This is a genomic window from Priestia sp. P1_B12_1 (assembly GCF_056406695.1).
Genome location: NZ_JBFTZR010000001.1, coordinates 37,428 through 62,685, shown reverse-complemented (window position 1 = coordinate 62,685; position 25,258 = coordinate 37,428). Strand labels below are relative to the sequence as shown.

25 protein-coding genes and 1 riboswitch are annotated in these 25,258 nt (G+C 39.4%); of the genes, 13 read left to right on the top strand and 12 right to left on the bottom strand.

The genetic code is table 11. The features are described 5' to 3' along the window. The first annotated feature begins 31 nt into the window (after nucleotides 1-31). Nucleotides 32-135: riboswitch (purine riboswitch) on the top strand. A 155-nt stretch (nucleotides 136-290) separates the two neighbouring features. Beyond that, nucleotides 291-1,169 carry a 5'-methylthioadenosine/S-adenosylhomocysteine nucleosidase gene (locus tag AC1D0Y_RS00355; RefSeq protein ID WP_028409781.1) on the top strand — a complete coding sequence of 293 codons (879 nt, stop codon included), beginning with the start codon at nucleotides 291-293 and terminating at the stop codon, nucleotides 1,167-1,169. A gap of 73 nt (nucleotides 1,170-1,242) precedes the next feature. Here AC1D0Y_RS00355 and AC1D0Y_RS00350 read toward each other — a convergent pair whose 3' ends face one another. After that, nucleotides 1,243-2,739 carry a carboxypeptidase M32 gene (locus AC1D0Y_RS00350; RefSeq protein WP_477707281.1) on the bottom strand — a complete coding sequence of 499 codons (1,497 nt, stop codon included), beginning with the start codon at nucleotides 2,737-2,739 and terminating at the stop codon, nucleotides 1,243-1,245. A gap of 206 nt (nucleotides 2,740-2,945) precedes the next feature. On the opposite strand from AC1D0Y_RS00350, the gene AC1D0Y_RS00345 reads away from it, so the two are divergent. After that, nucleotides 2,946-4,496: an ABC transporter substrate-binding protein gene (locus AC1D0Y_RS00345; protein WP_060747203.1), complete on the top strand. Its 1,551-nt coding sequence runs from the start codon at nucleotides 2,946-2,948 to the stop codon at nucleotides 4,494-4,496. Nucleotides 4,497-4,662: 166 nt separating this feature from the next. Here AC1D0Y_RS00345 and AC1D0Y_RS00340 read toward each other — a convergent pair whose 3' ends face one another. Next, a complete protein-coding gene (locus AC1D0Y_RS00340; protein ID WP_477707280.1) occupies nucleotides 4,663-5,397 on the bottom strand; it encodes a class I SAM-dependent DNA methyltransferase in 735 nt (244 codons plus the stop codon). Nucleotides 5,398-5,553: 156 nt separating this feature from the next. Here AC1D0Y_RS00340 and AC1D0Y_RS00335 point away from each other — a divergent pair, with 156 nt between their 5' ends. Then, the gene (locus AC1D0Y_RS00335; RefSeq protein ID WP_060747205.1) at nucleotides 5,554-6,903 is read left to right on the top strand and encodes a TcaA NTF2-like domain-containing protein; all 1,350 of its coding nucleotides are present in this window, start codon (nucleotides 5,554-5,556) and stop codon (nucleotides 6,901-6,903) included. 99 nt (nucleotides 6,904-7,002) lie between these two features. Here AC1D0Y_RS00335 and AC1D0Y_RS00330 read toward each other — a convergent pair whose 3' ends face one another. From AC1D0Y_RS00330 to AC1D0Y_RS00315, 4 genes are all read right to left on the bottom strand, one after another. Continuing rightward, entirely contained in the window at nucleotides 7,003-7,728 is a 726-nt protein-coding gene (locus AC1D0Y_RS00330) for an AbrB/MazE/SpoVT family DNA-binding domain-containing protein (RefSeq protein WP_060747206.1), read from the bottom strand. A 468-nt stretch (nucleotides 7,729-8,196) separates the two neighbouring features. Beyond that, a complete protein-coding gene (locus tag AC1D0Y_RS00325; RefSeq protein WP_169305187.1) occupies nucleotides 8,197-8,352 on the bottom strand; it encodes a hypothetical protein in 156 nt (51 codons plus the stop codon). Nucleotides 8,353-8,496: 144 nt separating this feature from the next. Continuing rightward, complete coding sequence (locus AC1D0Y_RS00320) at nucleotides 8,497-8,697, bottom strand: hypothetical protein (RefSeq protein ID WP_141425866.1); 201 nt, start codon at nucleotides 8,695-8,697, stop codon at nucleotides 8,497-8,499. Nucleotides 8,698-8,719: 22 nt separating this feature from the next. Then, complete coding sequence (locus tag AC1D0Y_RS00315) at nucleotides 8,720-9,238, bottom strand: ferritin (RefSeq protein WP_060747208.1); 519 nt, start codon at nucleotides 9,236-9,238, stop codon at nucleotides 8,720-8,722. A 281-nt stretch (nucleotides 9,239-9,519) separates the two neighbouring features. On the opposite strand from AC1D0Y_RS00315, the gene pgaC reads away from it, so the two are divergent. The 5 genes from pgaC to AC1D0Y_RS00290 all read left to right on the top strand — a co-directional run bounded on the left by pgaC (nucleotide 9,520) and on the right by AC1D0Y_RS00290 (nucleotide 14,388). Then, nucleotides 9,520-10,776, top strand: coding sequence for a poly-beta-1,6-N-acetyl-D-glucosamine synthase (gene pgaC, locus AC1D0Y_RS00310; RefSeq protein ID WP_060747209.1), 1,257 nt, complete (start codon nucleotides 9,520-9,522; stop codon nucleotides 10,774-10,776). Continuing rightward, a complete protein-coding gene (gene pgaD, locus AC1D0Y_RS00305; protein WP_060747210.1) occupies nucleotides 10,734-11,195 on the top strand; it encodes a poly-beta-1,6-N-acetyl-D-glucosamine biosynthesis protein PgaD in 462 nt (153 codons plus the stop codon). Before pgaC ends, pgaD begins: the two co-directional genes overlap by 43 nt. Next, nucleotides 11,192-12,058 carry an intercellular adhesin biosynthesis polysaccharide N-deacetylase gene (gene icaB / locus AC1D0Y_RS00300; protein ID WP_060747211.1) on the top strand — a complete coding sequence of 289 codons (867 nt, stop codon included), beginning with the start codon at nucleotides 11,192-11,194 and terminating at the stop codon, nucleotides 12,056-12,058. Before pgaD ends, icaB begins: the two co-directional genes overlap by 4 nt. Before the next feature lie 380 nt (nucleotides 12,059-12,438). Then, nucleotides 12,439-14,154, top strand: coding sequence for a putative bifunctional diguanylate cyclase/phosphodiesterase (locus tag AC1D0Y_RS00295; protein WP_060747212.1), 1,716 nt, complete (start codon nucleotides 12,439-12,441; stop codon nucleotides 14,152-14,154). An 84-nt stretch (nucleotides 14,155-14,238) separates the two neighbouring features. Further along, nucleotides 14,239-14,388, top strand: a complete 150-nt coding sequence (locus tag AC1D0Y_RS00290; RefSeq protein WP_013084503.1) for a hypothetical protein — start codon at nucleotides 14,239-14,241, stop codon at nucleotides 14,386-14,388. Between the two features lie 24 nt (nucleotides 14,389-14,412). Here AC1D0Y_RS00290 and spoIIP read toward each other — a convergent pair whose 3' ends face one another. Next, complete coding sequence (gene spoIIP / locus AC1D0Y_RS00285; RefSeq protein WP_025750039.1) at nucleotides 14,413-15,597, bottom strand: stage II sporulation protein P; 1,185 nt, start codon at nucleotides 15,595-15,597, stop codon at nucleotides 14,413-14,415. 190 nt (nucleotides 15,598-15,787) lie between these two features. Here spoIIP and AC1D0Y_RS00280 point away from each other — a divergent pair, with 190 nt between their 5' ends. After that, entirely contained in the window at nucleotides 15,788-15,940 is a 153-nt protein-coding gene (locus AC1D0Y_RS00280) for a hypothetical protein (protein ID WP_162871436.1), read from the top strand. A 26-nt stretch (nucleotides 15,941-15,966) separates the two neighbouring features. Here AC1D0Y_RS00280 and AC1D0Y_RS00275 read toward each other — a convergent pair whose 3' ends face one another. Continuing rightward, nucleotides 15,967-16,353: a VOC family protein gene (locus AC1D0Y_RS00275; protein WP_060747213.1), complete on the bottom strand. Its 387-nt coding sequence runs from the start codon at nucleotides 16,351-16,353 to the stop codon at nucleotides 15,967-15,969. 172 nt (nucleotides 16,354-16,525) lie between these two features. On the opposite strand from AC1D0Y_RS00275, the gene AC1D0Y_RS00270 reads away from it, so the two are divergent. Next, a complete protein-coding gene (locus tag AC1D0Y_RS00270) occupies nucleotides 16,526-17,053 on the top strand; it encodes a YcxB family protein (RefSeq protein ID WP_477707279.1) in 528 nt (175 codons plus the stop codon). Nucleotides 17,054-17,114: 61 nt separating this feature from the next. Here AC1D0Y_RS00270 and AC1D0Y_RS00265 read toward each other — a convergent pair whose 3' ends face one another. From AC1D0Y_RS00265 to pruA, 3 genes are all read right to left on the bottom strand, one after another. Then, a complete protein-coding gene (locus tag AC1D0Y_RS00265; RefSeq protein WP_337134576.1) occupies nucleotides 17,115-17,918 on the bottom strand; it encodes a YwqG family protein in 804 nt (267 codons plus the stop codon). A 172-nt stretch (nucleotides 17,919-18,090) separates the two neighbouring features. Then, complete coding sequence (locus AC1D0Y_RS00260; protein WP_025750035.1) at nucleotides 18,091-19,005, bottom strand: proline dehydrogenase family protein; 915 nt, start codon at nucleotides 19,003-19,005, stop codon at nucleotides 18,091-18,093. Nucleotides 19,006-19,077: 72 nt separating this feature from the next. Further along, nucleotides 19,078-20,646, bottom strand: a complete 1,569-nt coding sequence (gene pruA / locus AC1D0Y_RS00255; RefSeq protein WP_477707278.1) for an L-glutamate gamma-semialdehyde dehydrogenase — start codon at nucleotides 20,644-20,646, stop codon at nucleotides 19,078-19,080. A gap of 532 nt (nucleotides 20,647-21,178) precedes the next feature. Here pruA and AC1D0Y_RS00250 point away from each other — a divergent pair. From AC1D0Y_RS00250 to AC1D0Y_RS00240, 3 genes are all read left to right on the top strand, one after another. Further along, the gene (locus AC1D0Y_RS00250; protein ID WP_060747217.1) at nucleotides 21,179-22,573 is read left to right on the top strand and encodes an amino acid permease; all 1,395 of its coding nucleotides are present in this window, start codon (nucleotides 21,179-21,181) and stop codon (nucleotides 22,571-22,573) included. Nucleotides 22,574-22,613: 40 nt separating this feature from the next. Continuing rightward, nucleotides 22,614-24,002: an amino acid permease gene (locus AC1D0Y_RS00245; protein WP_060747218.1), complete on the top strand. Its 1,389-nt coding sequence runs from the start codon at nucleotides 22,614-22,616 to the stop codon at nucleotides 24,000-24,002. Between the two features lie 372 nt (nucleotides 24,003-24,374). Beyond that, nucleotides 24,375-24,488: a YjcZ family sporulation protein gene (locus AC1D0Y_RS00240; protein WP_075419294.1), complete on the top strand. Its 114-nt coding sequence runs from the start codon at nucleotides 24,375-24,377 to the stop codon at nucleotides 24,486-24,488. A gap of 40 nt (nucleotides 24,489-24,528) precedes the next feature. Here the strand turns inward: AC1D0Y_RS00240 and AC1D0Y_RS00235 are convergent, their stop codons facing one another. Beyond that, a complete protein-coding gene (locus AC1D0Y_RS00235) occupies nucleotides 24,529-25,203 on the bottom strand; it encodes a hypothetical protein (protein WP_060747219.1) in 675 nt (224 codons plus the stop codon). Between the last annotated feature and the right edge of the window lie 55 nt (nucleotides 25,204-25,258).

Here is a 25,258-nt window from a genome sequence, read left to right as displayed (position 1 = left end):
TATTGAATAACCATTTTGTATTTGATACATTTAGAAAGTGAAAAATATTGCTCGTATATGCTTGGAAATATGGTCTGAGTGTCTCTACCTGGTTCCCATTCAAAGAACTGGACTACGAGTTAAAGTGTAAAAACGTTCGGTTTATCAATATATAAATGTTATTCCGTGCTTAACTTCTTATACTTTGACTCTAAAAAGCTTAGAAAATCAAAAGTGTTCTAGGTTTTTTCTTTTGTCCAATCATCGAGTGTATGAAACAACAAAACGAAATGGAGTGAAAGTAACAATCTATGAAAAACAAGGTGTTAAAATCAGGAATTTTATTGGGTATTAGTATGATTCTATTACTATCTGTACTTGCCGGGTGTAATTCAGCTTCAAAAAAGGAAGCCGGAGATAAACAGAAGCAGAAGCCTGTTATTGTTCAAGGGCCGATGCCGATAGAAGCGCAGAAATTCGCTAAAAAATTAGAAAATGTAAAAGAAGAAAAGTCAGGGAATTTTGTTTTTTACAAAGGAACTGTCGATAATTATCCGGTTATTGTAGTTAAAACGGGAAAAGGAATGGAAAACACGGCAGCTGCTACAGCGGTAGCTATAGAAAAATACCATCCTAGAGCAATTATCAATCAAGGAACATCAGGCGGACATGATGAAAATCTGAACGTGTTTGATATTGTATTAGGAAAGAGAACAACAAATATAGGCTCTTTAAAAACAGAAGATAAAAAAGAAGGCGAAGGAATGGATCCTGCTGCGTGGAAGCCGATGGATTTAATGGCTTCTGAAGGAAGCGCTGGTGAAGATCCTGATGCTGAAAAAGCTCGCTATTATGAAGGAGATAAGAAGTTACTGGCGGCTGCAAACGCAGTAAAAGATACATATAAAAAAGGAAAAGTGGTGGAAGGAACGATAGGATCAGCGGACACGTGGAATAACGAAGTGGATCGAATTAAGTGGTTCCATACTAAGTACGGGACGTCTGTAGAAGAAATGGAAGGCGCAGCGGCAGCACAAATTGCAGGAAGCTATGACGTTCCATTCTTAGGTATTAGAGTGCTATCTAACAACAAAGTAAACGGTGGAAAATATAATCCAAACACAGCAGCAGCTTGCCAAGACTATGTTTATGAAGTAATTAAACATTATATTAGCACAAACGCTAAGTAAATCTTTCTTTAAAAAAGCATCAAAGATTTTGTTTCTCTAACAAAAGGCTTTGATGCTTTTTTTGATGGCAAATTTAAAGTTTGTATAACCCTTCATATTTTTTCGTCAAATAATTAATTAACGGCTGAGCATCAATTCTAGCTATAGAAAGGCTCGTTAAGATCTCTTTTGGCGTTTTTAGTTTTCCATACTGGTGGATATGCTGTTTTTGCCAGTCTGCTATAAGCGATAGATTTTGACTCGAAATGATTTCATCAAAGTCAGGATGGTCTTTGATCATGGATTCTCTTAGCTGAGCTGCATAAATAAAGCCTAAATTGTAGGAAGGGAAGTAGCCAAACGCTCCACCGTACCAGTGGCCGTCCTGCAATACCCCGTCACGGTCTGTTTCCGGTTTGATCCCCAAGTACGCTTCATATTTTGTATTCCATGCCGAAGGAAGATCCGAAACGCGAAGCTTGTCAGCGAATAAATCTCTTTCTAGTTCGTAGCGAATGATAATATGGAGCAGATAGGTAAGATCATCTGCTTGCAAACGAATGAGAGAAAGTGTGACTTCATTTAAGGCAAAGTAAAGAGTTTCAAATGAAATATCACCGTAGATCGCAGGTTCTAACTCTTTGAATAAGTGAGCGTGATTTCTCCAGAAGCCTTCGTGTTTTCCAATGATACGTTCCCAAAAAAGAGACTGAGATTCATGCAGTCCCATAGAAGTGTATGCGCCCAATCCTGTGTCAAGCAAGTCAGAGCTAATTTGCTGGTTATAGATAGAATGTCCGCCTTCATGTAAAAACATAAAAGCTGCCAGTTTTACATTGTGTTCGTCGTATCTTACTGCAAGCCGTGCGTCTTGCGAGTGAATGCCTGCACTGAACGGGTGGGTCGTGATACCGATTTGGCCAGACTTAAAGTTATAGCCAATAGCAGTGAGAAGGTGTTTTCCGAGCTTCTGCTGATTTTCGATTGAAAACGGCTTGCTGATAAATGATGTATCATGTGTAATCGAAGAGCGTTTAATTTTTGTCAGCAAAGGAAGAATAGCATCTTTAATTTGTTGAAAAAGCGAATCGATGGTTTCACTAGAAACGTCGGGCTCATATTCTTCTAAAAGCTGTTCGTAAGGAGCGAGGTGAGGATTACGGTACTCCGCAAATCTTTTATGCATATGAATCATCTGCTGCAGGTTGTCTTTGACGAGTTTAAATTCATTTTGCTCTCTAGCCTGTGACCAAAGAGCATGAGTAGCAGCTTTTAAAACGGAAAATTGATGATAGTCTTCCAGTGGTACAGCGGAAAGTTTTTGATAGATGTTCCAATAGTGCTGTACTTGTTTTTGCTGTAGTTGATTTAGATTGTGTTCTTGAAGATGCTGCAATTCTTTTGCAAAGGCTGGATCTGTTTGCAGCAGGTAAAGCTCTTTTGAAAGCGTGCCTTGAATGGTTGCATGCTGCTTTTGGCTATTAAGAGGGGCGGATGTTTTTGCGTCCCACGATAGAAGAGATAAAGCTTGTTTGTAGTGTTCGATCGTTGCAATATGTTCTTTAATATGAAGACGGATGGCAGAGTTCATAATATCCTCCTTTAGATAAAATACTTTACTTATAAACATACTAAGAATTAAGAATTGGAACAAGATAAATTGAATCAGTAATTGCAAATAAATAGTTTAATTTTTCTAATTTCACAAACAAATGGAAAGGTGGTAGGATGGTTTATATTCCTACTAACCTTACAAATATAGTAGGTTTTTAAGAAGCGATTTTAACTATTGGGGGAATGACGTTGAAAAAGGTTAAGGTGAAATGGTTATTATTTATTGTGATTGCTTTATTTGCTGCCGGGTGCAGTAATAATCAAGCAAGCTCAGGCGATCAAAGCACCAGTGCCGCTTCAAAAGACGGAGGTACGCTAAACATTGCGTTTCAAAGCGAGCCAACAACTTTAGATCCTCAGATTACTGGGAATTCTTCGGTTAAAGATGCGGCGCGAAATATTTACGAAGGACTCGTTATTTTTGATAGTAAAGGTAATGTAGAACCTGATTTAGCAGAAAAAATTGATATAAGCGATGATAAAAAAGTCTATACGTTTCAGCTGCGAAAAGGCGTAAAGTTTCATAATGGAAAGGAAATGACAGCAGACGATGTAGAAGCTTCGATTAACCGCTGGATTAAGCTGTCTTCACTTGGCAAAACAAACTTTGTTGGTGCACAAGTCAAAAAAACAGGAGACTACACGGTTGAGCTTCATTTGAAAACACCGAATGTGAATACGCTGGCACTGCTAGCAGACCCAATTCCAGCGGCCGCTATTTTTCCAAAAGAAATCATCGAAAAAGCACCTGCTGAAGGAGCTACTGAGTTCGTTGGCACAGGTCCATTTAAAGTGAAGGAATGGAAAAAGAATCAATATATCACGCTAGAGAGGTTTAAAGATTATTCTTCAAAAGGACGAAAAATTAAAAAGACTCCTCACGTAGATGAAATTAAAATTAGCTTTTTAAGCGATGAATCTACTAGAATTTCAGGCATTACAGCCGGACAGTTTGATATTGCCTTAGGTGTTTCAAGCGACAATGCGGCTCAAATTGAAAGTACGCAAAACGTTAAGAACAAGCTGGCTCCAGGCGGATTCATTGGTTTATTTTATAACACGCAAGAAGGGTTCTTTAGCGATTTAAATGCTAGAAAAGCTGTAAATGCTACGATTAATGCAAAAGACATTTTATCAAGTTCATACGGGGGTTCTGATTACTATGAACTGACTTCATCGATTGTGAATAAAAAGTTTCCGAACTACTACAGCGAAGCAGGAAAAGAAGAGTACAATCAGCATGATGAAAAGAAAGCAAAAAGCTATTTGAAAAAGGCTGGATACAGCGGGCAGGAACTGCGCCTTTTAACGTCACGCGATTATCAAGATCAGTACAATACGGCTGTTATTGTACAGCAAGAGCTTGAAAAAATCGGTGTGAAGGTAAAGCTGGAAGTGTATGACTGGGCAACGTTTACGGATAAAGTAAATGATCCTAAAGCATGGGATATTTACCCCGTAGACTGGGCGGCGCGTTCAACCATTTTCCAAGGCTTTTGGACGTCAGGAGGAGCTCCGGTTGAAAAGTCAACGAAATACTTAGATAAAATCAAAGCCGCTGCTTCTGTAGAAGATGCACGACCAGCTATTGATGCTACGCAAAAATACGTATGGGATGAGCTTCCGTTTACGTTAATTGGTCATAAAGTCAATATTAACGCCGTGTCTACACATGTAAAAGGCTATGATTTTAACTTAGGTCCTGTATTTTATAACGTGAGCGTGAATAAATAAAATACGCTAAGTTTAAACAAAAAGCGGTTTTATACGAAGAAAGTTAGGAAAGAAGCTGGGACAAAGGTAGTTTAGTTGAAGGAAGATCCGAACGATGAGTTGAGATGCTTAATGGGGAATCCAACTCGTTCGGATTTTTTATGGTTACGGTGAAAATAGGTTTCATTTATCTGTTCTTCACGCCGCTCATCAGTAAAAACAAAGGAATACGCATTCGACGCTCGTAAGTTTCAGCGCTGTCGAAACGTTCTTTTTGAGGACATGCTTCTTTTAAATTTGTAACGGTGAATCCGCTTTGCTGCATCAAAGAAAAGTACTCTTCAAGCGTGCGATGATACTTTTGAACGCATCCGCCCATCCAGTGCTGCTGACGGAATCCCATTGAGAAGTAGTTATCCACCGTCCAGCTTGTGCGCAGAGCAGAAGGCTGCAAAGTGGAAGTAATGACTGGATGTTCCACAGAAAAGATAAATCTTCCTTCAGGTTTGAGTGCTTGATTCACTTTAGTGAAAATGGAGGCTAAGTCTTCCATGTAGTGGAGGGACAGTCTTGCAGTAACCAAATCGTATTCGGTGCGTGGTGGAGTATAATGCTCCATCGATTCATGAAGCACTCTTGCATTTGGATAATTTAAAAGCTGTTGCTGAGCCGCGTTTATCATATTGATCGAGCCGTCTACTCCGGTATAAGAGAAACATCCCTGTTCAAGAAGCTCCACGCCAAATCGGGCGTTTCCGTACCCTAAGTCTAAAACGTCTGCATTTGTAATATCACCTAGAAGCTGTAAAATGGCCGGTTTTTCAATCGTATCGTTGGCATTTTCTTTTTGCTGCCGGCGTTTTGTATAAGCCAAAAACGTCTCATCATTATCGTAAAATTCAGCTCCTGTCGGGATCTTCAACTAAATCAGCCTCCTCTATGCAAAGTATCTTATTATAATCATATATTCAAATTATTTACAATAATTTTGATAGATATGGAAATGTTGTTTTATTTTAGTATAATTGTAGTGTTAATGAATCGTTCTGTGTAATTACGGAAGAAAAGAGGAGAAGTCATGAAACGTTCCACTATAAGCGTCAGTGTGGTTAGTATTCTGCTGTCGGTTAGTTTACTTATAAGCGGCTGTCAGCAAAATGAGGTATCTTCCCGCGACGAAAAAGAAAGCATCACTTCAAGTGCTCAACATCCTGAACAAAAAGAAAGTGCTATTCACACATCGGAGCAAAATGATGATAAGGAAAAGGGCAACCATCAAAAGTCAAGCACTCCTTCAACAAATACTACATCTCCTGCTAAAGATGAAAACAACGTATCTACCCCTACAAAACAAACGGCTAATGTATTAATCAAGTCATATTTGCAAGGTTTAATAAAAGGAATCAACAATGGTTCTTTCAAAGAAGTAAAAAGCTATCTGGTGAAAGGAAGTTCTCTTTATAGAGATCAGCAGTCTTTAATTAGTCAGTTACATGGCAAAGGGATTCAAGAAAGATTAGTAGAATATGAAGTGGTTGACTTTAAAAAAGCAGGATCTGCTTATGATATCCAAACCCATGAAGTGATTATGATTGTTCAGCCTAATGGTTCAGAAACGATAAAGGAGTACGATTGGGTATATTCAGCCGTATGGTCGGATGATCAATTACGCTTAAAGGATATTTCTAAGGCAGAGAACACTGCTTCAATCAAAGCATCAGCACCATCGACGCAAAACAGCGGAAACTATGACGGAGAATGGTCAAGAGATATTCATCATCAAGAAGCAGGATTAACTATCACTAATTCAACAAGCGGCTCTTTTGATTTTACAATAGGTGCAGTATACGGTGCGAATGCAGGAGGAATAGAAGGAAAAGCAGAGGTGAAAGGAAATAAAGCTGTTTATAAAGACACGGAAGAAGCTACGGAATGCATACTAAACTTTACGTTAAGTCAAAAAGAAATCAAAATTGATGCTACTGCAGGCTGTTCCTATTACGGCGGGTTAAATGTTTCTTTTGACGGCACGTATAAAAAAGGAAAGATCACAGAACATACGAAGACCTTATCAGAACTCGATATCCTTCCAAGCGAACAGGATGAAAATGTGAAAAAACTTGTAGGAAATGACTACGAAACGCTTGTTGATAACTTTCAAATCGTCCATGATGAAAAAGATTTAGACGGCTTAGGAGCGACAGCGCTATCAGGTGGAGTAACCGGTTTGTACACGCTTATGGAAGGAATCATTGAGTATGATAAGCAAGGCTATTATTACGTAGCGTTGATTGTTGACAGTGACAAAGTGAAATTCTACACGAATAATCCCGCATATCGAGATCGTATCACACTCACAGTAAAAGAGTGGATGAGCCGCTTTAGCGATTATCCAGTAGAGACAATATATAAAGAAATAAAAAGATAAGTCTAAAAGCTAAGAGTTGAGTATAGAAAGGGTCAGTCTATGCCTAACTCTTAGCTTTTGCTTTGAAGCTGTAGGAAACCATTTGTTTTGGCGTCGTTCTTATTTCGGTAATTTTTCAACAATTGCTGCGTCTATTTGCTGAGATAATACGCTGCTAATCTCTTTTTCGTTCTCCACTTTTTCTAAAATGAGCTGCTTATTACCTGTCTTGACTTTTAACATCGTACCTGAGTGGATGGAGAAATCATCTCGCAGCTTTTTAGGAATAGTAAGTCGAAAACGGTCATCAATTTTTCGAGATTGAGCCGTAAATGTTAAAGTCGTTTTCTTACCAAAATTCATTTCATATTTTTGAATTACAATGTTATTTTCTTTGTTAATAAAAAATTGAACCTCCATGTTTGCATCCAATTCGACGGACGTTAAAAGTTCAGAAGTGAGCTGAATCTGCCGGCCGGTTAATGTTGCATAATAAAGAGGAGCCACCGCAGTTTTTTGTGAAAGCGCTATCGATTTTTCGTCTCTTTTTTTCATAACAATTTGCTGTTCTACCATGTATAGTTCTACATAATCAAAGGGCTTAAGTTCATAGTCATCTCGCAGGGATCTTGGAATGACTATTCTACCCATATGGTCAATTGTTCGAATGAAGATATGAGAAGGAACCGGGACATTTTCATCATGATGATCGATAATAATCCAATCATCACAGCTCCGCAAAAAAACTTTGTCGTTTGTCTCGAGTTTTGTTAGTTGCATAAACAAAGAAGGAAGGGATACTCTTCCCATTTCGTCAATTATACACTCTTCTTTTTTTGTACGCATCTTGCTACTTAATCCTTTCTAAAAACATTTTAGATGGGGTATGTTACTTAAATTACACAGCATTTATTTCTTTGTCAAATGAAGCAAATGAGTATTTATTCATCCTACAGATTGAGAAATACAGGAAGTTTGACCTCATTCAGTAGATGCACAGCTGTCCCATGTAAAAGGTCATCATCTGAAGAAAACAGTTAATCTGTTAATTAGAAAAGCATAGAATAAAAGCGTTTTTCTTTCTTTTGATTTTATTGTCAGAAACAAAGGTTTAAAAAGGAGCTTCCTTCCTTTTCTAAAGAGTAGGTTTTTTATTAACAAAATGCAGCCGGATTTACGCTGAATGATGAATAGATTTATGCATATTAAGTCGAGAAAAAAATTTCAAGCGGAGCTTTTTTTACTTGTTTTGAAGAGCAGTTATAGTCGAAGAATAAAGAAAAAAGCTCAAAGCAATGAGCTTTGAACCAATTTTTATCGTTTTTCAACCAGCAGTAAGCTGAAGGTAGCCAGCGGTCCTAAAGCAAGAGATAATAAGAACCAGTTCAGACCCGTTCGATTTTTACCTTGCGCTAATCCGGCATTAATTAAAGCCAGCGTTCCCCATCCTACAACGTATTGATTATCCATATGACACCCCGCTAATAATTGTTTCTTTATTTGATTAACAAAACCTGTATTAGCATAAATATCCATATTTTTGATTGGGATTCCTGAATTAGGGTGGAGAAACGGTGAATTTCTTCAAGAAGCAAGGTTCTTATTCTCCTTAACTTAGTGAAGGTAGTAGTGAATAAGAGAAGGGTGCACGTAGTAGACGTGAACATATTGAGGTCGATGATAGTGAAGCTGATGCATATATTGATTCATAAGCCTTTGAATGGCGTTATACACATTAGGCGGATAGCCATAATAGCCGTGGTGAATACCAACTCGAAACAAGGAAACGGGCGTCGTGTTATTGGTTCTGCACATTGTTCTACACTCTTCTGCGCTTTTAACCTTGCGGAGCTGCTCCACCCGCTGGTGCAGCCTTTCGCTGTCCTAGTTCTTGATCGAGTATAAAAATAGCTGCAGGGTTATTTTGAGCGATTTTTAGACGGTCTACAATCGTTTGAGCTTGAGCTTCTTCGTCGACTTGTTCTCGTAAAAAGTCCTGCACGATGACTAACGTTTGAGGGTCATTCGCTTGGCTTATAAATTGAAACGCTTGACGATAAGAGTTCGTGACGAACTTCTCATGCTCCAATACTTTTTGAAACGTTTCTAACGGTGTCCCAAACTCACTTGGCTGAGCAGGCAAAGAGCTTAATTCTACCGTTCCGCCGCGGTCAACTAAGTAGTCAATAAGTTTTAGCATATGAGTGCGTTCTTCTTCAGACTGCAGACGCAGCCAGTTGCCCATTCCTTTATAGTTTAATCGGTTCATGTAGTTAGACATAGCTAGGTATAAAGTCGAAGAGACGTGTTCAAGTTGAATTAAGTTATTGAGCAGCTTCTGAATTTGTTCGTTCATATTTGTTATTCCTCCTTAGGGAAAGGGTTTCTGTCGTATACTACCTGCAACCATCACGCTTTTAATCTACAAAGATACTATATGTCACTTCTTTAAGTAGGTAACTTGCCCATCCTTTATTGGTGCTTCTTGCTTACATATAAGGGTTGTATAATATAGGAATAAAAGTAGTTTAAAAGTATCTTTTTTTAGATGGTTAAAATTACTATGTTCTATTTAACCAATTTAGTGATAAAATTGTCACTCTGTGCAATTTTAATTGGTGTGAAGGAGTCAGAAAAATGAATATGCAACACGTATTAATACCTGGATTTGAAAAGCTTGCGAGCTTTGTTTTCTGGTATCCATTTATTATGTCTTTATTTTGGATTGCAGGCACGCTTATTTACATACGCTATCGCGACCGAGATCCTAAAGTTGATTTTTCAACAATTGACTGGCCGTTAGTGAGCTTTTTAGTGCCTTGCTATAACGAAGAAGAGACGATTGAAGAAACGCTTAAGCACCTTTTGGCGTTAGATTATCCGTCTAAAGAAATCATCCTTATTAACGATGGCAGTACGGATGGAACAGCTGCTATTTTAAAGGACATCAGCAGAAATCACCCTGAAGTTCGTGTGATTCAGCTTTATGAAAATAAAGGAAAAGCCAACGCGTTACATTTAGGTGCGCACGCATCTAAAGCTGAGTTTTTAATCTGCTTAGATTCCGACGCTATTTTAGATCAAGACGCTCCATATTATCTAATCCATCATTTTCTTCATAAAGGGGAACGGCTGGGAGCCGTTACCGGAAATCCGCGCATTCGAAACCGTAATACGCTGCTGAGTCGCATTCAGCTAGTTGAGTATTCTTCTATTATCGGTTCTATTAAACGAACACAGCGAATTTTAGGAAAAGTAATGACGGTCTCAGGCGTAGTAGTAGCTTTTCGAAAGAAAGCACTTGTGGACGTCGGACTGTGGGATCGTGACATGATTACGGAAGATATCGCCGTGAGCTGGAAGCTGCAGCAGCGCTTTTGGGATATCCGCTATGAACCGCGCGCATTGTGCTGGATGCTTGTGCCCGAAACCTTAAAAGGAATTTGGAAGCAACGAGTACGCTGGGCTCAAGGCGGACAAGAGGTAATGCTTCGCCACTGGAAAGTGTTATTAAAATGGAAGCAGCGCAGAATTTGGATTGTATACCTAGAGCAGTGGATCAGTACCCTTTGGTCATTTGCATGGCTATTTGTGACTATCATGCTGCTTGTTACGGCGAGCAGCCCTCAAGACATGCTGTTTTGGTTTACGTTTACTTCATTTTCCCTTGTATTTATGAGCTTAATTCAGCTGTTTATTGCGCTGAAAATTGATTCAAAATACGACAACGTGAAGCGGTATTACGTATGGGCTGCATGGTACCCAGCTCTTTACTGGATTGTGAATACGATTGTGGTAGTGGGCGCATTTCCTCGTGCTATCAGATCTAGAGTGAAAGGAGGCTATGCTACATGGAGCAGTCCAGACCGCGGCTTAACGAAGAGCAAATCATGATTCAAGCCAAACAGCCTCTTGCCCGATTAGTGATAAGCATCATTATTTCATCTGTTTTTTGGCTGTATTGTGCCATTGTTCTTTGGTTTTTCCTTTCAGCTGTTATCGGCGTAAATGACCGTTACAGCGGGGTATTAAAAATTGCGTTCAAAACGACGAACGGCGAAATTCGAACATTTTTAGTAATTGGACTCGTTATTTTTTGCTTCTTTTTCCTGGCTCTGTTTTTATGGAGATCCTACAACAAAAAGAGATTTGGAAGCTTAAACCGACGAAAAGAGCCAGCGTATACGAGTATTAAAGATTTAGAGCGTCTTGAGCTTTTATCCAAGGATCAAATTCAAGAGCTTCAGCGTGCACAGTACATCGAGTTTGATGTTAATCCGTTAAAACATACTGAAGAGAGGAAGCACGCATGAAGAAATATGTATTCTTTCTTTTGATTGCGGCATCGGTAGTTGGTTTTGTTTTCTTTAAAGTAGTGAATTGGGAAGACAAGGCGAAAGCAACAACGACCGTGGAGCCAGCGCTTGAGACGAACGGATGCTTAGGCTTAAATTATCATCGCGTGCGCAAGCATAATTGGTTTAACCGAATTATCAGCTCAGTTACAAAGTCTGACGAGCTAACAGAGTACAGCGTTTACAGCAATGATTTTGAACATCAGTTAAAAAAGCTGAAGGAAATTGACGCTACGTTTGTTACGCCAAAAGATATTGAAACGTATCAGCAAAAAGGTACGTTTCCAAAACGCTGCGTATGGATTTCATTTGATGATATCGACCGTACTGTTTATCAAAACGCGTTTCCAATTTTGAAAAAGGAAAACATTCCGTTTACGCTATATGTAATCGCAGGACAAGTGGGAGCAGAGGACTTTCAAAATTTAAACATGGCTTCGTGGAGTCAGCTAAAAGAAATGAAAGACAGCGGCCTTGCGACAGTCGGTTCGCATACATATGATATGCACCGTTTAGAAGAAGACAAGCCTTTATTTCTGACGCCTGCTAAATACAGCGCGTTTGCTGAAGATTTACGAAAAAGCAAAGAAACGATTAAGCAACATTTAGGAGTAGACCCTGTTTACTTTGCGTATCCATACGGCAATACAAATGATGACGTAGCTAAAATTGTAAAAAATGCTGGTTTTCACCAAGCAGCTATCCTAGCGCCGCACCTTATTACAAAAGATAACGATCCGTATTATCTTAATCGAATTGTTGTATACAATAAAACCTTTCAAGACCTTATTCTTCCGTGGCTGAACCGTACAAGCTCGTAAGAAGAAAGTGAAAAAAGCCTCTGTTTAAAGCAGGGGCTTTTTTCTTTTTACCATCAAAATGTATGTCAATTACGTGAAGAAAGTACACTTTCATTTCTATAAAAATCATTTTAATGTTACCATAGAAAAGTTGTGATAACAGATATGGATAAACGAAACTATCTATCAATCCTTTTACAAACTGCGTGTAAGAAGTTTGTAAAGGTGTAAAGAGGAAAAGCGGCAATTGTACGCTTACTATTTTACGAATGTAAGGCAATCGGACAAACTAATTCGCTGTCCATTGCTAATTAAATTGTATTCATTATTCACGATTCCTCTCTATCATTTCGTCATGGGTTTTGTTTTATCGTTAAAATTTTGATAAAGGTGTATAGGATATGGAAAACAGGCATTTTGAATATAAATTTAAAGAAGCGCTGAAAAAACTAAATGATATTGAACTTGCGTTAAATGAATCATCAATCGTAGCGATTACGGATAGTCGTGGATTCATCAATCACGTGAACGATAAATTCTGTGAAATTTCTAAGTATGAAAGACATGAGCTTCTCGGGCAGGACCATCGTATTATTAATTCGAAACATCATTCAAGCTTGTTTTTTAAAGAGTTATGGAGCACGATCAAATCCGGTAAGGTATGGCACGGAGAAATAAAAAACAAAGCAAAAGACGGCTCGTACTACTGGGTGGATACAACCATCGTTCCTTTTTTAGATGAGCGGGGTAAGCCGTATCAGTACGTATCGATTCGTAATGATATTACAAAACGAAAAGCATATGAAGAAAAAATTAAGCAAATGGCTTATTATGATCCGTTAACCAATTTACCTAACCGCTATTGGTTAAACAAACAGCTGAAAAAACTGTTTATAGATGAGGAATCTCCAGAACTGCTGGCTATTTTATTTTTAGATTTAGACCGCTTTAAATCAATAAATGATACGCTTGGCCATCATCACGGCGATGTGCTGCTGAGGCGCGTAGCAGAAAGGTTAAAAAAATGTATTCCGTCCTCTGATTTTATCTCGCGGCACGGGGGCGATGAGTTTATTTTAGTGCTGCATACACTAAAAACTGTTGAGGAAATTGAAGAAATGACCGAGCAGATTGTAAAAGAAATGTCTCTTCCTTTTTATATAGACGGTGATAAAGTGCTAACCTCTACAAGCGTTGGCATCAGCTTGTTTTCAAAGGAATGTCAGCAGCAAATTGTCCCAAAAGACGCAGATGAACTAATTGATCGACTGATCAAGCAAGCAGATATTGCGATGTATGTAGCAAAACGAAATGGACGAAACACATATGAAATGAGTTCATCTTCATCAAATGAACGAATAATTAAAACAATCAGCATGGAGAATGAGTTAAAGTATGCGTTAGAAAGACATGAGTTTCAGCTTGTTTATCAGCCGTTAATCGATTTGAAAACGTCTGGTGTGATAGGGGCAGAAGCGCTTATCCGCTGGAATAGCGCAAAATTTGGTACCGTCTATCCAAATGAATTTTTGCCTATTTTAGAAGAAGTGGGTCTGATTGTGCCGGTTGGCAAGTGGGTGTTAGAAGAAGCGTGTAAGCAAATGAAAGCATGGACAGAGCTGAATTCAAAAGCGAGCAAAATAGGAGTGAACGTATCACCTATTCAGCTGAAGTCCTCACGATTCGTAGCGGAGATTGAACAAATCTTGCAAAAAACAGGCCTTGAGCCGCACTTTCTGGAACTTGAAATCACCGAAAGCGTTATTCAAAACAGTCAAGAATCGAAAAAAGTGCTAAACCGCCTGCGGAGTCTAGGGATAAAGGTGGCGATGGATGATTTCGGAACGTGCTATTCTTCTCTTAGCTATCTGAAACACTTGCCGATTAATACGTTAAAAATTGATAAATCATTTATTGACGACTTAGACGAAGTTGGAAAAGTGCTGGTTGAAACGATTATTCAAATGGGAAAGAAACTTAACTTTGATCTCACTGCAGAAGGAATCGAAAACGAAGAACAGCTGCAGTTTGTGACAGAACAAGGCTGTCATATCGGTCAAGGCTATCTATTTGATAAGCCGCTTTCTCCCGAGGAAATGAGCCGTTTGTTGAAATGAAGGAAAATCCTATGTACGGAAAGAAGCTCTTTAATAGAGCTTTTTTTTTATGGTTTTTAATCGTATGTAAGGAGTGAGAAAGTCGTGAAAGAGTACGTTGGAATCTGCACAGTATGTCAAAAGAACGTATACTGTTTAGAGGGATTTTTAAACGGTGTGGTTGTTGAAGGGAAGCTGGTGTGCTTTGCGTGTGAAGAAGAGGAGAAGCGTGACTCTCATAAAAACAAAAACTAGCTACCTGGGGTAGCTAGTTTTTGTTTACTGCGCATTCACTTTTTCAGCTTGCCAGTAATACTCGCTGAACACATCAGAAAAAGCTTTGACGGTATTTGTGAGTTCTTCCATATTGTTATCGACGCCCCCTACTTCGATTAAAATGGAGCGGTCGGATAAGTCTTGATTATATAGCCCGTTATTGCCGCTTGTTTTCTTTTTGCTTAACACTCCGCGGCTAAGGCCTGGATATTTTTCTTCTAGTTTTTCATGAATCGCTTTAGCCATTTTCACGTTTTCATCAAATTTCGGGTTTGCTTCACCTAATACAATCATCATTTTAGCGTACGATTTGCCGTTAATAGCAGCCGTTGTTTTTTCTTGGCGCAGTGAATCACGATGAATATCAATTAAATAATCGACGTCTTTGTTTTGCTGAAGAGCTGTTTCCACTACGCTGCGAGACATCATATAGGCTCGTCCTGTACCCCAGCCTTTTTCATTCAGCTTTTGCGTCATATTGGTTGTATCTACTTCCGAACCGATTCCGTCTGCTTTTAATTCCATTCCTAGCATTTGACCAACGAGCGTGATGTTGGTTTTGTTATCAACTGCTTTATTTTCGTTCGCTTCACCTTGCATACCAAGTAAAGGGAAATAAGATTCCCAGCTGTGCGTGTGGTAGATGTACACAACTTTTCTGTCTCCCGTACTTTGCTTGGCCTGTGTTTGAGACTGTTTTTTGCTTTCTTCGTACGTTTTGCTTTCAGCAGGATCCAAATCACGCTCGCCTGAAATGCTTTCGAGCGGAGGAGCCGATTCATGAGGAATCGTGGTATAATCCGTTCCTTCACCGGCTAATAGAATATGGGAATCAAAAATAGAAAAGCCGGGCAGTTCTGATCCAAATAGACTTCTTGTATCTGCCACGCGAATATTCGTCGCCAGCTGAAGGGCGACAGAAGAGAGAGGAGGCGGAGAGAAATCTTCTTCAAAGGCATGAGAGAAATGATGGTTTTCCGTATGCATGAAGTAGAACAAGCTTTGTGCTTTATAATTTGATAGTGCTTGATAGACAACGTTCGAGCGCAGCGTATGCTGAAGAGTTGAATACGTGACGGTAAAAATAGCGGCTGATGTTAAAAGAACAAATAGTATAGCGATAATTAATGATTTATAAGAAAGGATCCAAAAAAGCTTTTTAGGCTTTTCAGTAAACTTGTTTTTCATAGAGTAAACCTCCTCTAATAAAATTTTGAAATCAGCGGATGAGAACTCTAAGAGGAGAATGTTATGTATTTACTATTTACTCTATTAAAAAGAAATAGAAATATGATAGAAACTATGATATTTAACACAACATAAAAAAGTTTATATTAGGGCATACTGTAAAAAAACGGTGCGTATTGGAGCTGGTTAGATGAACGACTCATGGGTTTATCATCATTTTATTAATACATTTTTATTTCCTTTAACAATGTTTGGCGTGGCATTTTGTGTGCTGGGACTGTTGCTGTACATGCTGTGGAAAGAAAAGCAAAAAGAAGGACCAAAAGAAAACAAGAGCTCTTAAATAAGAGCTCTTGTTTTGTCTAATATTCAGTTAGAAAAAGGGAGATTCACTCTCTCTAAGAACTCCATTCGGTTGCCGAAAGGATCAGCCACGTAAATTCTTTCGACACCGGGAATGTTTTTGTCTTCCATAAAAGAAATACCGAAGCTAGTCAAATGATCTTTGAACTCAGGGAGATTTTTGACGTGAAAGCCTGGATGCGCTTTTTTTGCGGGTGAAAAGGCAGGTTCAACACCAATATGCAGCTGATAACAACCAAATTCAAACCACACGCCGCCGCGCTTTTTTAGACTTTCCGGTTTTTCGACTTCTGTTAATCCAAGAACAGTTCCGAAAAAGTGCCGTGCTTTGCTTTCTGAATTCGGTGGTGCAGCTAGCTGAATATGATCAATATGCGTCAGTGTAAAAGTCATAAACATTCCTCCTTAAACAGTAGAGTACTAGTTAAGTTTACGTGATGTATACGTGTAAATAAATGTAAAAAATATGATACTTTTCATAAGAAAAACTTATTATTTTATATACATATAACACCAAATGAGGTATATTTTATTTTGTTGTTATTTAGGAGAATTGGAGATTAATATGGAATATCACTATACGTTAACAAAAGAGGATTACGTAGCTTTTAACATGCATCACGCTCAACATTCGGAAAGAGTACAAAAAGTGCTGAGAGTTCAGCGATGGATGTCGCTTATTTTTCTTCTTATTCCTTTGCTTGTTTCGTGGGTTGAAGGAGAATTTTTACTCGGCATGTTCGTAGCGTTTGCACTGCTTGCGGTGCTGTGGTTTTTATTTTATCCGAAGTACTTTTACGGAAGTATTAAAAAGAACATTGTAAAGGTAATAAATGAAGGAGATAACAGCAGTCTGACGGGTGAGCATACTATGATGGTTACGGAAGATGGCTTGGTAGAGAAAAGCTCAAAAGGAGAAGTGAAGACTCCTTGGTCAAGCATCACTCAAATTAGAGAAACCGATGAACATATCTTTATCCTTGTTAGTGCAATGAGCGGATATGTTATTCCTACAAGCGCATTTACAGATGTAGAAGCGCTACAGCAGTTTAAAGAAACGCTGAATGCTGCAAGAGACGCAAAAACAGGCTGAGTAGTAAATAATAATAATGTAAAAAACGCCCTCCTAGACACTTTTCTAAGAGGGCGTTTTTTTAACAGCAGTCCCAGTTGTATAAAACATCTCTAAAGTTACGGTGGCGAAGGTCTTCTTCTTTAATAAAGAAATTGGCCACTCCCGCATCACCAAACATAATATCCGCTTCGTCGTCCATGGCGAATTGAAGAAGCAGAACATCGTATGCTCGCAGCGCTTCATCGTAGTCTCGAGGATCGCTTTGAGTGAAAAAAGCGTATCCGCCCATTTTATGATACTCGCCCGTAAGCTCATCCCAGTAGATTTCTTCCGTTTCTTCATCTTCAAATAAATCTGATTCTATATCATTATATCGATAGTCAGTAGGGGAAACGGGTTCAATTTTTATTTCAAACTGTAAGCCTACTTCTTGAGGAATAGGGAACATATCCCGGTCAATGTCTTCAAGATACGTAAAATCGGTTGTTAACTTTTTTTCATCTGTGGTTACGTCTTCATAAAAAACGATGCGAAAGTCTTTTTGAGCCGTAGGATGGTCAAAATCAAGACCGTACATATCGCCGGTGCTTTCGTTATCAGCTCCGCAAATGAAAAATTGAAGCATGCCTTGAAAGGGCATATTTTCATAGGAAGGAACTTCAGAAAAATTGATTTGTGCCATCAGGAGCATCGGCTTGCCCTGAGAATCAAGAGGATGACTTGCTTCTAAAGGAAGATAAGGGTTGCCGCCGAACTTGCTTTCATATAATTTTGGAATGTTCATGACCGTATGGAGGTGGATATAAGGCTTACATGTTTGTTCGATTTCTTTTCGGTAAGGTTCTAGCTTAGGAGGCAGTTCTAATTTTGATAGAGGATTCATATGTATTCTCCTTTTTGTTTGGAATAAAAAGAACGTTTGTTCGTATTTATATTTTAGCGTAATACACACGAAAAGGGAAGAGAAATCGTATAAAAAATCCCTTTGCAGAAGCATCCGCAAAGGGCACAAAGAGATGATAGCGTTTTCATTATGGAACTTACTAAATCAATGCTTATTTAGAAAAGAAACCTTTTAAAGCAAATGCGACGTTTTGCGGTCTTTCCGCTAAGCGGCGCATAAAGTAGCCAAACCAGTCGTTGCCAAAGGGAACGTATACGCGCATTGTATAGCCTTCTTTTGCAAGGCTAAGCTGCATATCTGTGCGGAATCCGTACAGCATTTGAAATTCAAACTGCGTGCGAGGGATGTTGTTTTTGTGAGCGAACTCTTTTACTTTTGCAATAATATTGTGGTCGTGAGATGCGATAGCCGTGTATGTCCCGCTCAGCAGATGCTCTTCAATAATTCGCATATAGTTCTCGTCAATTTGGGCTTTATCTTGAAACGCCACGGTTGGTGATTCTTGATACGCGCCTTTTACCAATCGAAGAGGAATGCCTTTTAGCTCTTTTACGTCTTGTTCAGCGCGGAACAGGTAAGCTTGAATAACCGTTCCAACATTATCAAACGTCTCGCGAAGCTCTCGTAAAATATCTAGCGTCATTTGACAGTGAGCATAGTCTTCCATGTCGATTCGGACGAAGTTATCGTATTTTTTCGCTGTTTCAAGAATGCGGCGCATGTTCTCAACGCAAAAACTGCGGTCAATATCCAAACCAAGCTGCGTCATTTTGACAGATAAGTTGCACGTTACACCGGCTTGCCCCATAGCTTCCAGCGTTCTGACATTATATTGAGTCGCTTCGATAGCTTCTTCTCTGCTTGAAACAAATTCCCCTAAATGATCAAGCGTACAAACAAGTCCTTTTTCATTCAGTTCCCGTACTTTTTTGATCGCATGTTCAATCGTGTCGCCAGCTACCACTTGAGCTGCCCCAAAGCGAAGACCCCATTTTTTCGCCGCTTTGTTTAGCGCTTTATTTTGGGAAGCGTGAAGAAACACATTTTTAGATACCTCTGCTAACATAAATATCTCCCCCTATAGAAAAAATCCCTTGTTGTTTTAAGATAGAGCAGCCTAAGGCTGCTCTACTGAGTATTAAAGCGTCGTGCTTGTTGTTTTTGCTTGTAGGTGCAGAATCAAGTAATCAGGACCGCCAGCTTTTGAATCTGTTCCTGACATATTAAATCCGCCAAACGGCTGGTACCCAACGATGGCACCTGTACAACCGCGGTTGAAGTAAAGGTTTCCGACGTGGAACTCTTCTTTTGCACGCTCGATGTGCTCAGGCGTATTTGAAAGAAGGGCACCTGTTAAGCCGTAGTCTGTGTTGTTCGCAATTTCCATCATATGATCGAAGTCGCGCGCTTTGCAGAATGCTACGACTGGGCCGAAGATTTCTTCTTGCATTAAACGTGCTTTTTCATCTACATCTGCAATGATCGTAGGCTGAATGAAGTAGCCTTTTGAATCATCTGCTTCTCCGCCCGTCATTAAACGGCCTTCTTCTTTACCGATTTCAATGTACTTTGTAATTTTGTTGAAAGAAGCCTGATCAATAACAGGTCCCATATACGTGTTCACATCTTCAGGGCTGCCCATTGTTAATGTTTTTGTCAGCGCAACTGCTTTTTGAAGAACGATATCGTACACGTCTTGGTGAACAACCGCACGAGAGCCTGCTGAACACTTTTGTCCAGAGAAGCCAAACGCTGAATACACGATAGAAGAAGCAGCTAAATCTAAATCAGCATCTTTGTCTACAACGACCGTGTCTTTACCGCCCATTTCAGCAATAACGCGTTTTAGCCAGATTTGACCAGGCTGTACTTTTGCTGCGCGTTCATAGATGCGGCAGCCTACTTCACGAGAGCCTGTAAATGAAACAAAGCGTGTTTTTGGATGATCTACTAAATAGTCACCAATTTCGCTTCCGCTTCCCGGCACGTAGTTCAGTACGCCGTCTGGAAGGCCGGCTTCTTTCATTACTTCTACAAATTTTGCTGCGATAACCGGTGTGTTATTAGCCGGTTTTAATAGAACCGTATTTCCTGCTACGATTGCTGCTGCAGCTGTTCCTGCCATGATCGCTAACGGGAAGTTAAACGGTGAAATAATAACGCCGACACCAAGCGGAATGTAGTTGAATTTATTTTCTTCACCTTCGCGGCTCTCAACAGGCGCGCCGTCTTTTAGCTGCACCATTTGGCGAGCGTAGTATTCAAGGAAGTCAATTGCTTCTGCTGTATCAGCATCTGCTTCATTCCAAGGCTTTCCTGCTTCTTTTACAAGATAAGCTGAAAATTCATGCTTGCGGCGGCGAATGATGTCCGCTGCGCGGAAAAGAATATCTGCTCGTGCTTCCGGCGCTTCTTTTTTCCACGTATTAAAGGTAGAAAGTGCTGCTTGCATAGCTTTTTCAGCCAAGTCTTGATCTGCTTTTGACACGCGGCCGATAACTTCTGTTTTATTTGCTGGGTTAATGGACTGAATTTGATCTTCTGTTGTAATTAATTTTCCGCCAATTACAAGAGGATAGTCCTTGCCAAGCTCTGATTGTACAAGTTCCAATGCAGATTCAAATGCATCTTTGTTTTGTGCAATCGTAAAGTCCGTGAAAGGCTCGTGTTTGTATTGTTTGATTTCGTTGATATTCATTGTGTTCATTTTCATTACCCCTTTTTTTAGAAAATTTTAAACATAATTAATATTCCAACACCCTATACCTGTATTATAATCACCTTATTATCGTTTTGTACATAGTTTTTTAACAAAAATGTTCAATAATTTTTATAAATAAACACTTTTGTTTAAATAAACAATCAATTCTTCGTTTTTATAGTGATTTTGAACAAAAAGCACAATAAAGGACAGAGGTAAGCAGAAGTAAAGATGTTTTGAACTAAAGAATTACGATAAAAGAAAGAGTTTATCGTTAGTAAATGAAAATGATCTTCCTTTCAAAAAAACAATAGACAAAGTTGTTCAAAATAAATTATCATATAATTCGAAAAGTAATTTTTGTCGAATGAAGCTGTCTTTTTCGTCAAGTGAAGGCTTCATTTGAATGTACAGATAGAGGGAGGGTAGGAAAACGGCAGTTAGTTGTCCACAGTATTGAAAGGGCTTACATATTTAACGCGCGATGCGAAGAACGTGTAATTCTTTAAATGACGGTTTTTATGAGGAGGATTTTAACATGAGTCATCAACCGCCTGAGTTAAAAAAAGAATTAAAAATTCGACACATAACCATGATTTCTTTAGGAGGAATCATTGGTGCCGGTTTGTTCATTGGAAGCGGATCACTCATTAACGCAGCAGGTCCTGGTTCCATTTTTTCGTACGCGTTTGCCGGTTTGCTGGTGATTTTAGTGATGCGAATGCTGGGGGAAATGTCTACGGCTAATCCTTCAAGCGGCTCGTTCGCGACCTATGCCAGAGAAGCACTTGGACCGTGGGCTGGCTACACAATCGGCTGGCTATACTGGTTTTTCTGGGTAATTGTTATTGCTGTTGAAGCGATTGCCGGGTCAACAATTATTCAATATTGGTTTCCGTCCTTACCGTCTTGGGGCGTTAGTCTCATCCTGACGTTTTTATTAACGTTAACGAACTTATACTCTGTTAAATCATTTGGTGAATTTGAATACTGGTTTTCACTTATTAAAGTAGTTAGTTTAGTGCTGTTTTTACTTTTAGGAGGAGCGATCATCCTCGGTTTAATACCGGGAGTAGAGTCTCCGGGAGCATCGAACCTTCTTCATAGAGGCGGATTTCTTCCAAATGGAATCAGCTCCGTCTTTTTAGGAGTGGCGATTGTCATGTTTTCTTTTATGGGAACAGAAATTGTCGCAACAGCCGCTGGAGAATCGGCTCAGCCTGAGCGAGCAATCACCATCGCAACAAATACCGTTATTTATCGTATTTTATTTTTTTATCTTGGGTCTATTTTAATCTTAGTAACGATCCTTCCGTGGGATTCTTCAAGCTTGATGAAAAGTCCGTTTGTTTCGATATTAGAGCTGGTAAACGTTCCGGCAGCGGCTCAAATTATGAACTTTATCGTACTGACTGCTGTTTTGTCTTGCTTAAATTCAGGTCTATACACGAGTTCTCGTATGCTGTACTCAATGGCGCAAAAAGGAGACGCGCCGCGCATGTTTTTGAAGGTGAGTAAAAAAGGCATTCCGTTTAATGCCATTGTAGGATGTACCGTGATCTCTTACATCAGCGTTGGTTTTAACTATCTTTCACCTGATAAAATCTTTTTATTTTTAGTAAACGCATCGGGAGGCGTAGCGCTTCTTGTGTACCTTGTTATTGCTTTTTCACAGCTTCGCATGAGAAAGAAATACGAAAAAGAAAAGCCGGAAGCATTAAAAATCAGAATGTGGCTGTATCCTTATTTAACGTATGGAACGATTGCGGCAATCACAAGTATCTTTATTGCGATGGCATTTATTGATTCACTTCGCACCCAGTTTTATCTCACGCTGCTGATTGCTGTATTTGTGGTATGTTCATACTTCTTTGTGAAAAAGAAAAAAGATGATAGTTCCCTATCAGGACAGGGGAATAAAAGAATTTCTTAATAGAAGAGAAAATCATCACGAGGGGCTAGGGGGAAGTAAATTGGCAAACAAAGAGTTAAAAAGAGGGCTTGAATCTCGTCATATCCAAATGATTGCTCTTGGAGGAACGATTGGGGTAGGGTTATTCATGGGTTCAGCAAGCACTATTAAATGGACGGGGCCATCCGTCCTGCTTGCATATGCTATTTGCGGCGTTTTTATTTTCTTTATTATGCGTGCAATGGGTGAGATGCTTTATTTAGAGCCAAGTACGGGTTCGTTTGCGACATTCGGTCATAAATATATTCATCCGTTAGCGGGTTATATCACGGCTTGGAGCAACTGGTTTCAATGGGTGATTGTGGGCATGGCAGAGATTATTGCAGTCGGAGCTTATATGCAGTACTGGTTCCCGCATTTACCGGCGTGGGTTCCGGGAATTGTCGCCATGGTCATTCTTGGTGGGGCAAATTTAATTTCGGTGAAATCGTTTGGAGAGTTTGAATTTTGGTTTGCAATGATTAAAATTGTCACGATTGTTCTCATGATTATTGCCGGTCTTGGCCTTATTTTTTTCGGTCTTGGAAACGGCGGCGAAGCGCTTGGCCTGTCGAATTTGTGGGCAAACGGCGGTTTCTTTACAGGCGGATGGTCAGGCTTTTTCTTTGCCTTGTCCCTTGTTATTGCTGCCTATCAAGGAGTAGAGCTTATTGGAATTACAGCAGGAGAAGCAAAAGATCCTAAAAAAACGTTAACAAGTGCAATTCAAAGCTTAATTTGGCGTATTTTAATTTTTTATATCGGCGCCATCTTTGTGATTGTAACGGTGTATCCGTGGAACGAGCTGGATTCACTCGGCAGTCCGTTTGTTTCTACGTTCGCTAAAATAGGAATTACAGCAGCGGCGGGCATTATCAACTTTGTTGTCATCACAGCGGCCATGTCTGGGTGCAACAGCGGAATTTTCAGTGCGGGACGTATGCTTTACACGCTAGGTGTAAACGGTCAAGCTCCAGCCTTTTTCACAAAGGTCTCTCGAAACGGTGTGCCTATTTATAGTACCGTTGCGGTGATGATTGGCTTAGCGGCGGGCGTTGTCTTAAATTATATTGCACCGCCAAACGTTTTCGTGTACGTGTACAGTGCGAGCGTGCTTCCAGGTATGATTCCGTGGTTTGTGATTCTCATCAGTCAAATTCGTTTTCGAAAAGCAAAAGGAGCGGCGATGGATCAACATCCGTTTAAAATGCCTTTTGCTCCCTTGACGAACTACGTAACAATCGCGTTTTTATTGATGGTGCTTGTAGGCATGTGGTTTAATGATGAAACGCGCATATCGCTGATTGTCGGCATTATCTTTTTAGCTATTGTTGTGCTGAGCTACTATGTACTAGGTATCGGTAAGCGTACGGAAGTACGGTCTTCTGAAAGACGTAAGCTAGTGAAATAAATGATTTTGTAAGAGAGCTGAAAAGCACTTTAGTTTAAGGAGAAGATCCGAACGATGAATGAAACGCGTTCGGATTTTTTTATTGATATGGTGAACGTAAGTTTCAGCTTATGTATCTCATTTGTTCGTCTTTAGATTGACTTGATTTCGTTATGCCTTAATCTCTTTTGGGCAGAGGAGAAGAACCGAAGTCAGCGCTTTTCTTAGGCTGTTTTCTTCTTTTATTAATGAGGTGCATGGCAAGAAGGAAAAAGAAAAAAGAAAAAACCAGAGTCAAAAGGGCGCGTTTAGGCATAAGATAATCCAACTCAAGTGAAATGCAAGCGGCGTTTTTCTTGAGGAAAGAGTAATCAAAGAAAAGGAAGTGTTCGTATGTCTGGAAACCCTGGATATGGTCATGGATCTGGTTTTGCTTTATTAGTTGTATTGTTTATTTTATTAGTGATCATCGGCTGCAGCTGCTACGGCGGAGGCTTTGGCTGGTAATTCACTCATTTCAAAAGCCCTATAAGGGCTTTTTCTATGCTTATAAATAACGCTTTTTTCCGTTTTGATAAATGTTGACGTGAAAGCCGTTTACTTCACCCATAAAGATTTTAGAAGGAAATCCTGCTGTTTTGACAGATGAAGTGATTTCGACAGTTTGATACGTTTTTGGTTCCAACGTAACAGTATGAAGCTTAGGTTTATTCATCATCACTAAAAAAGGGGTATCTTCTTTAAAATAGGAGCGTTCATCCAGTGCTACTTCAAACGTAACGGGTTTTGAGCTGTGATTTTCAAATGAAAGGTCACAGGTGCCTGTTAATACGGTTTCTTTTTTATTTCTCTCAAATGTACAAATGCTGTTTTCCACATCGTAAGAAACGGCATACATACCTGGTAATACGGTCTTTTGCATCGCTTCAACCATATGACCAGGACCCGATATGACAATAAACGCAGCAAACATCGTTAGTTTCAAACGATGCCGATTTAAACTTTTGTAAAGGGCAAAAAGACCAAGTAAAAGTATAATTCCCCACGCATTACTAGCATATTGAATTCCCGTCATTGTTTCTTCATCTCCATAGAGGGGAAGACCTAAAAAAGAAAAGACAGAATGACTGAGCGGCGTTGAGTTAGGAAAAGGGATGTTTAAAATAAAAACGGCTAGTAAAAAGGTGAGTCCTTTTATCAAAAGTGATCGTTCACGAATCATGTTGTTCCTCCTTAGCTATAAATCACGTATCATTATATACTATTATTATCTTATT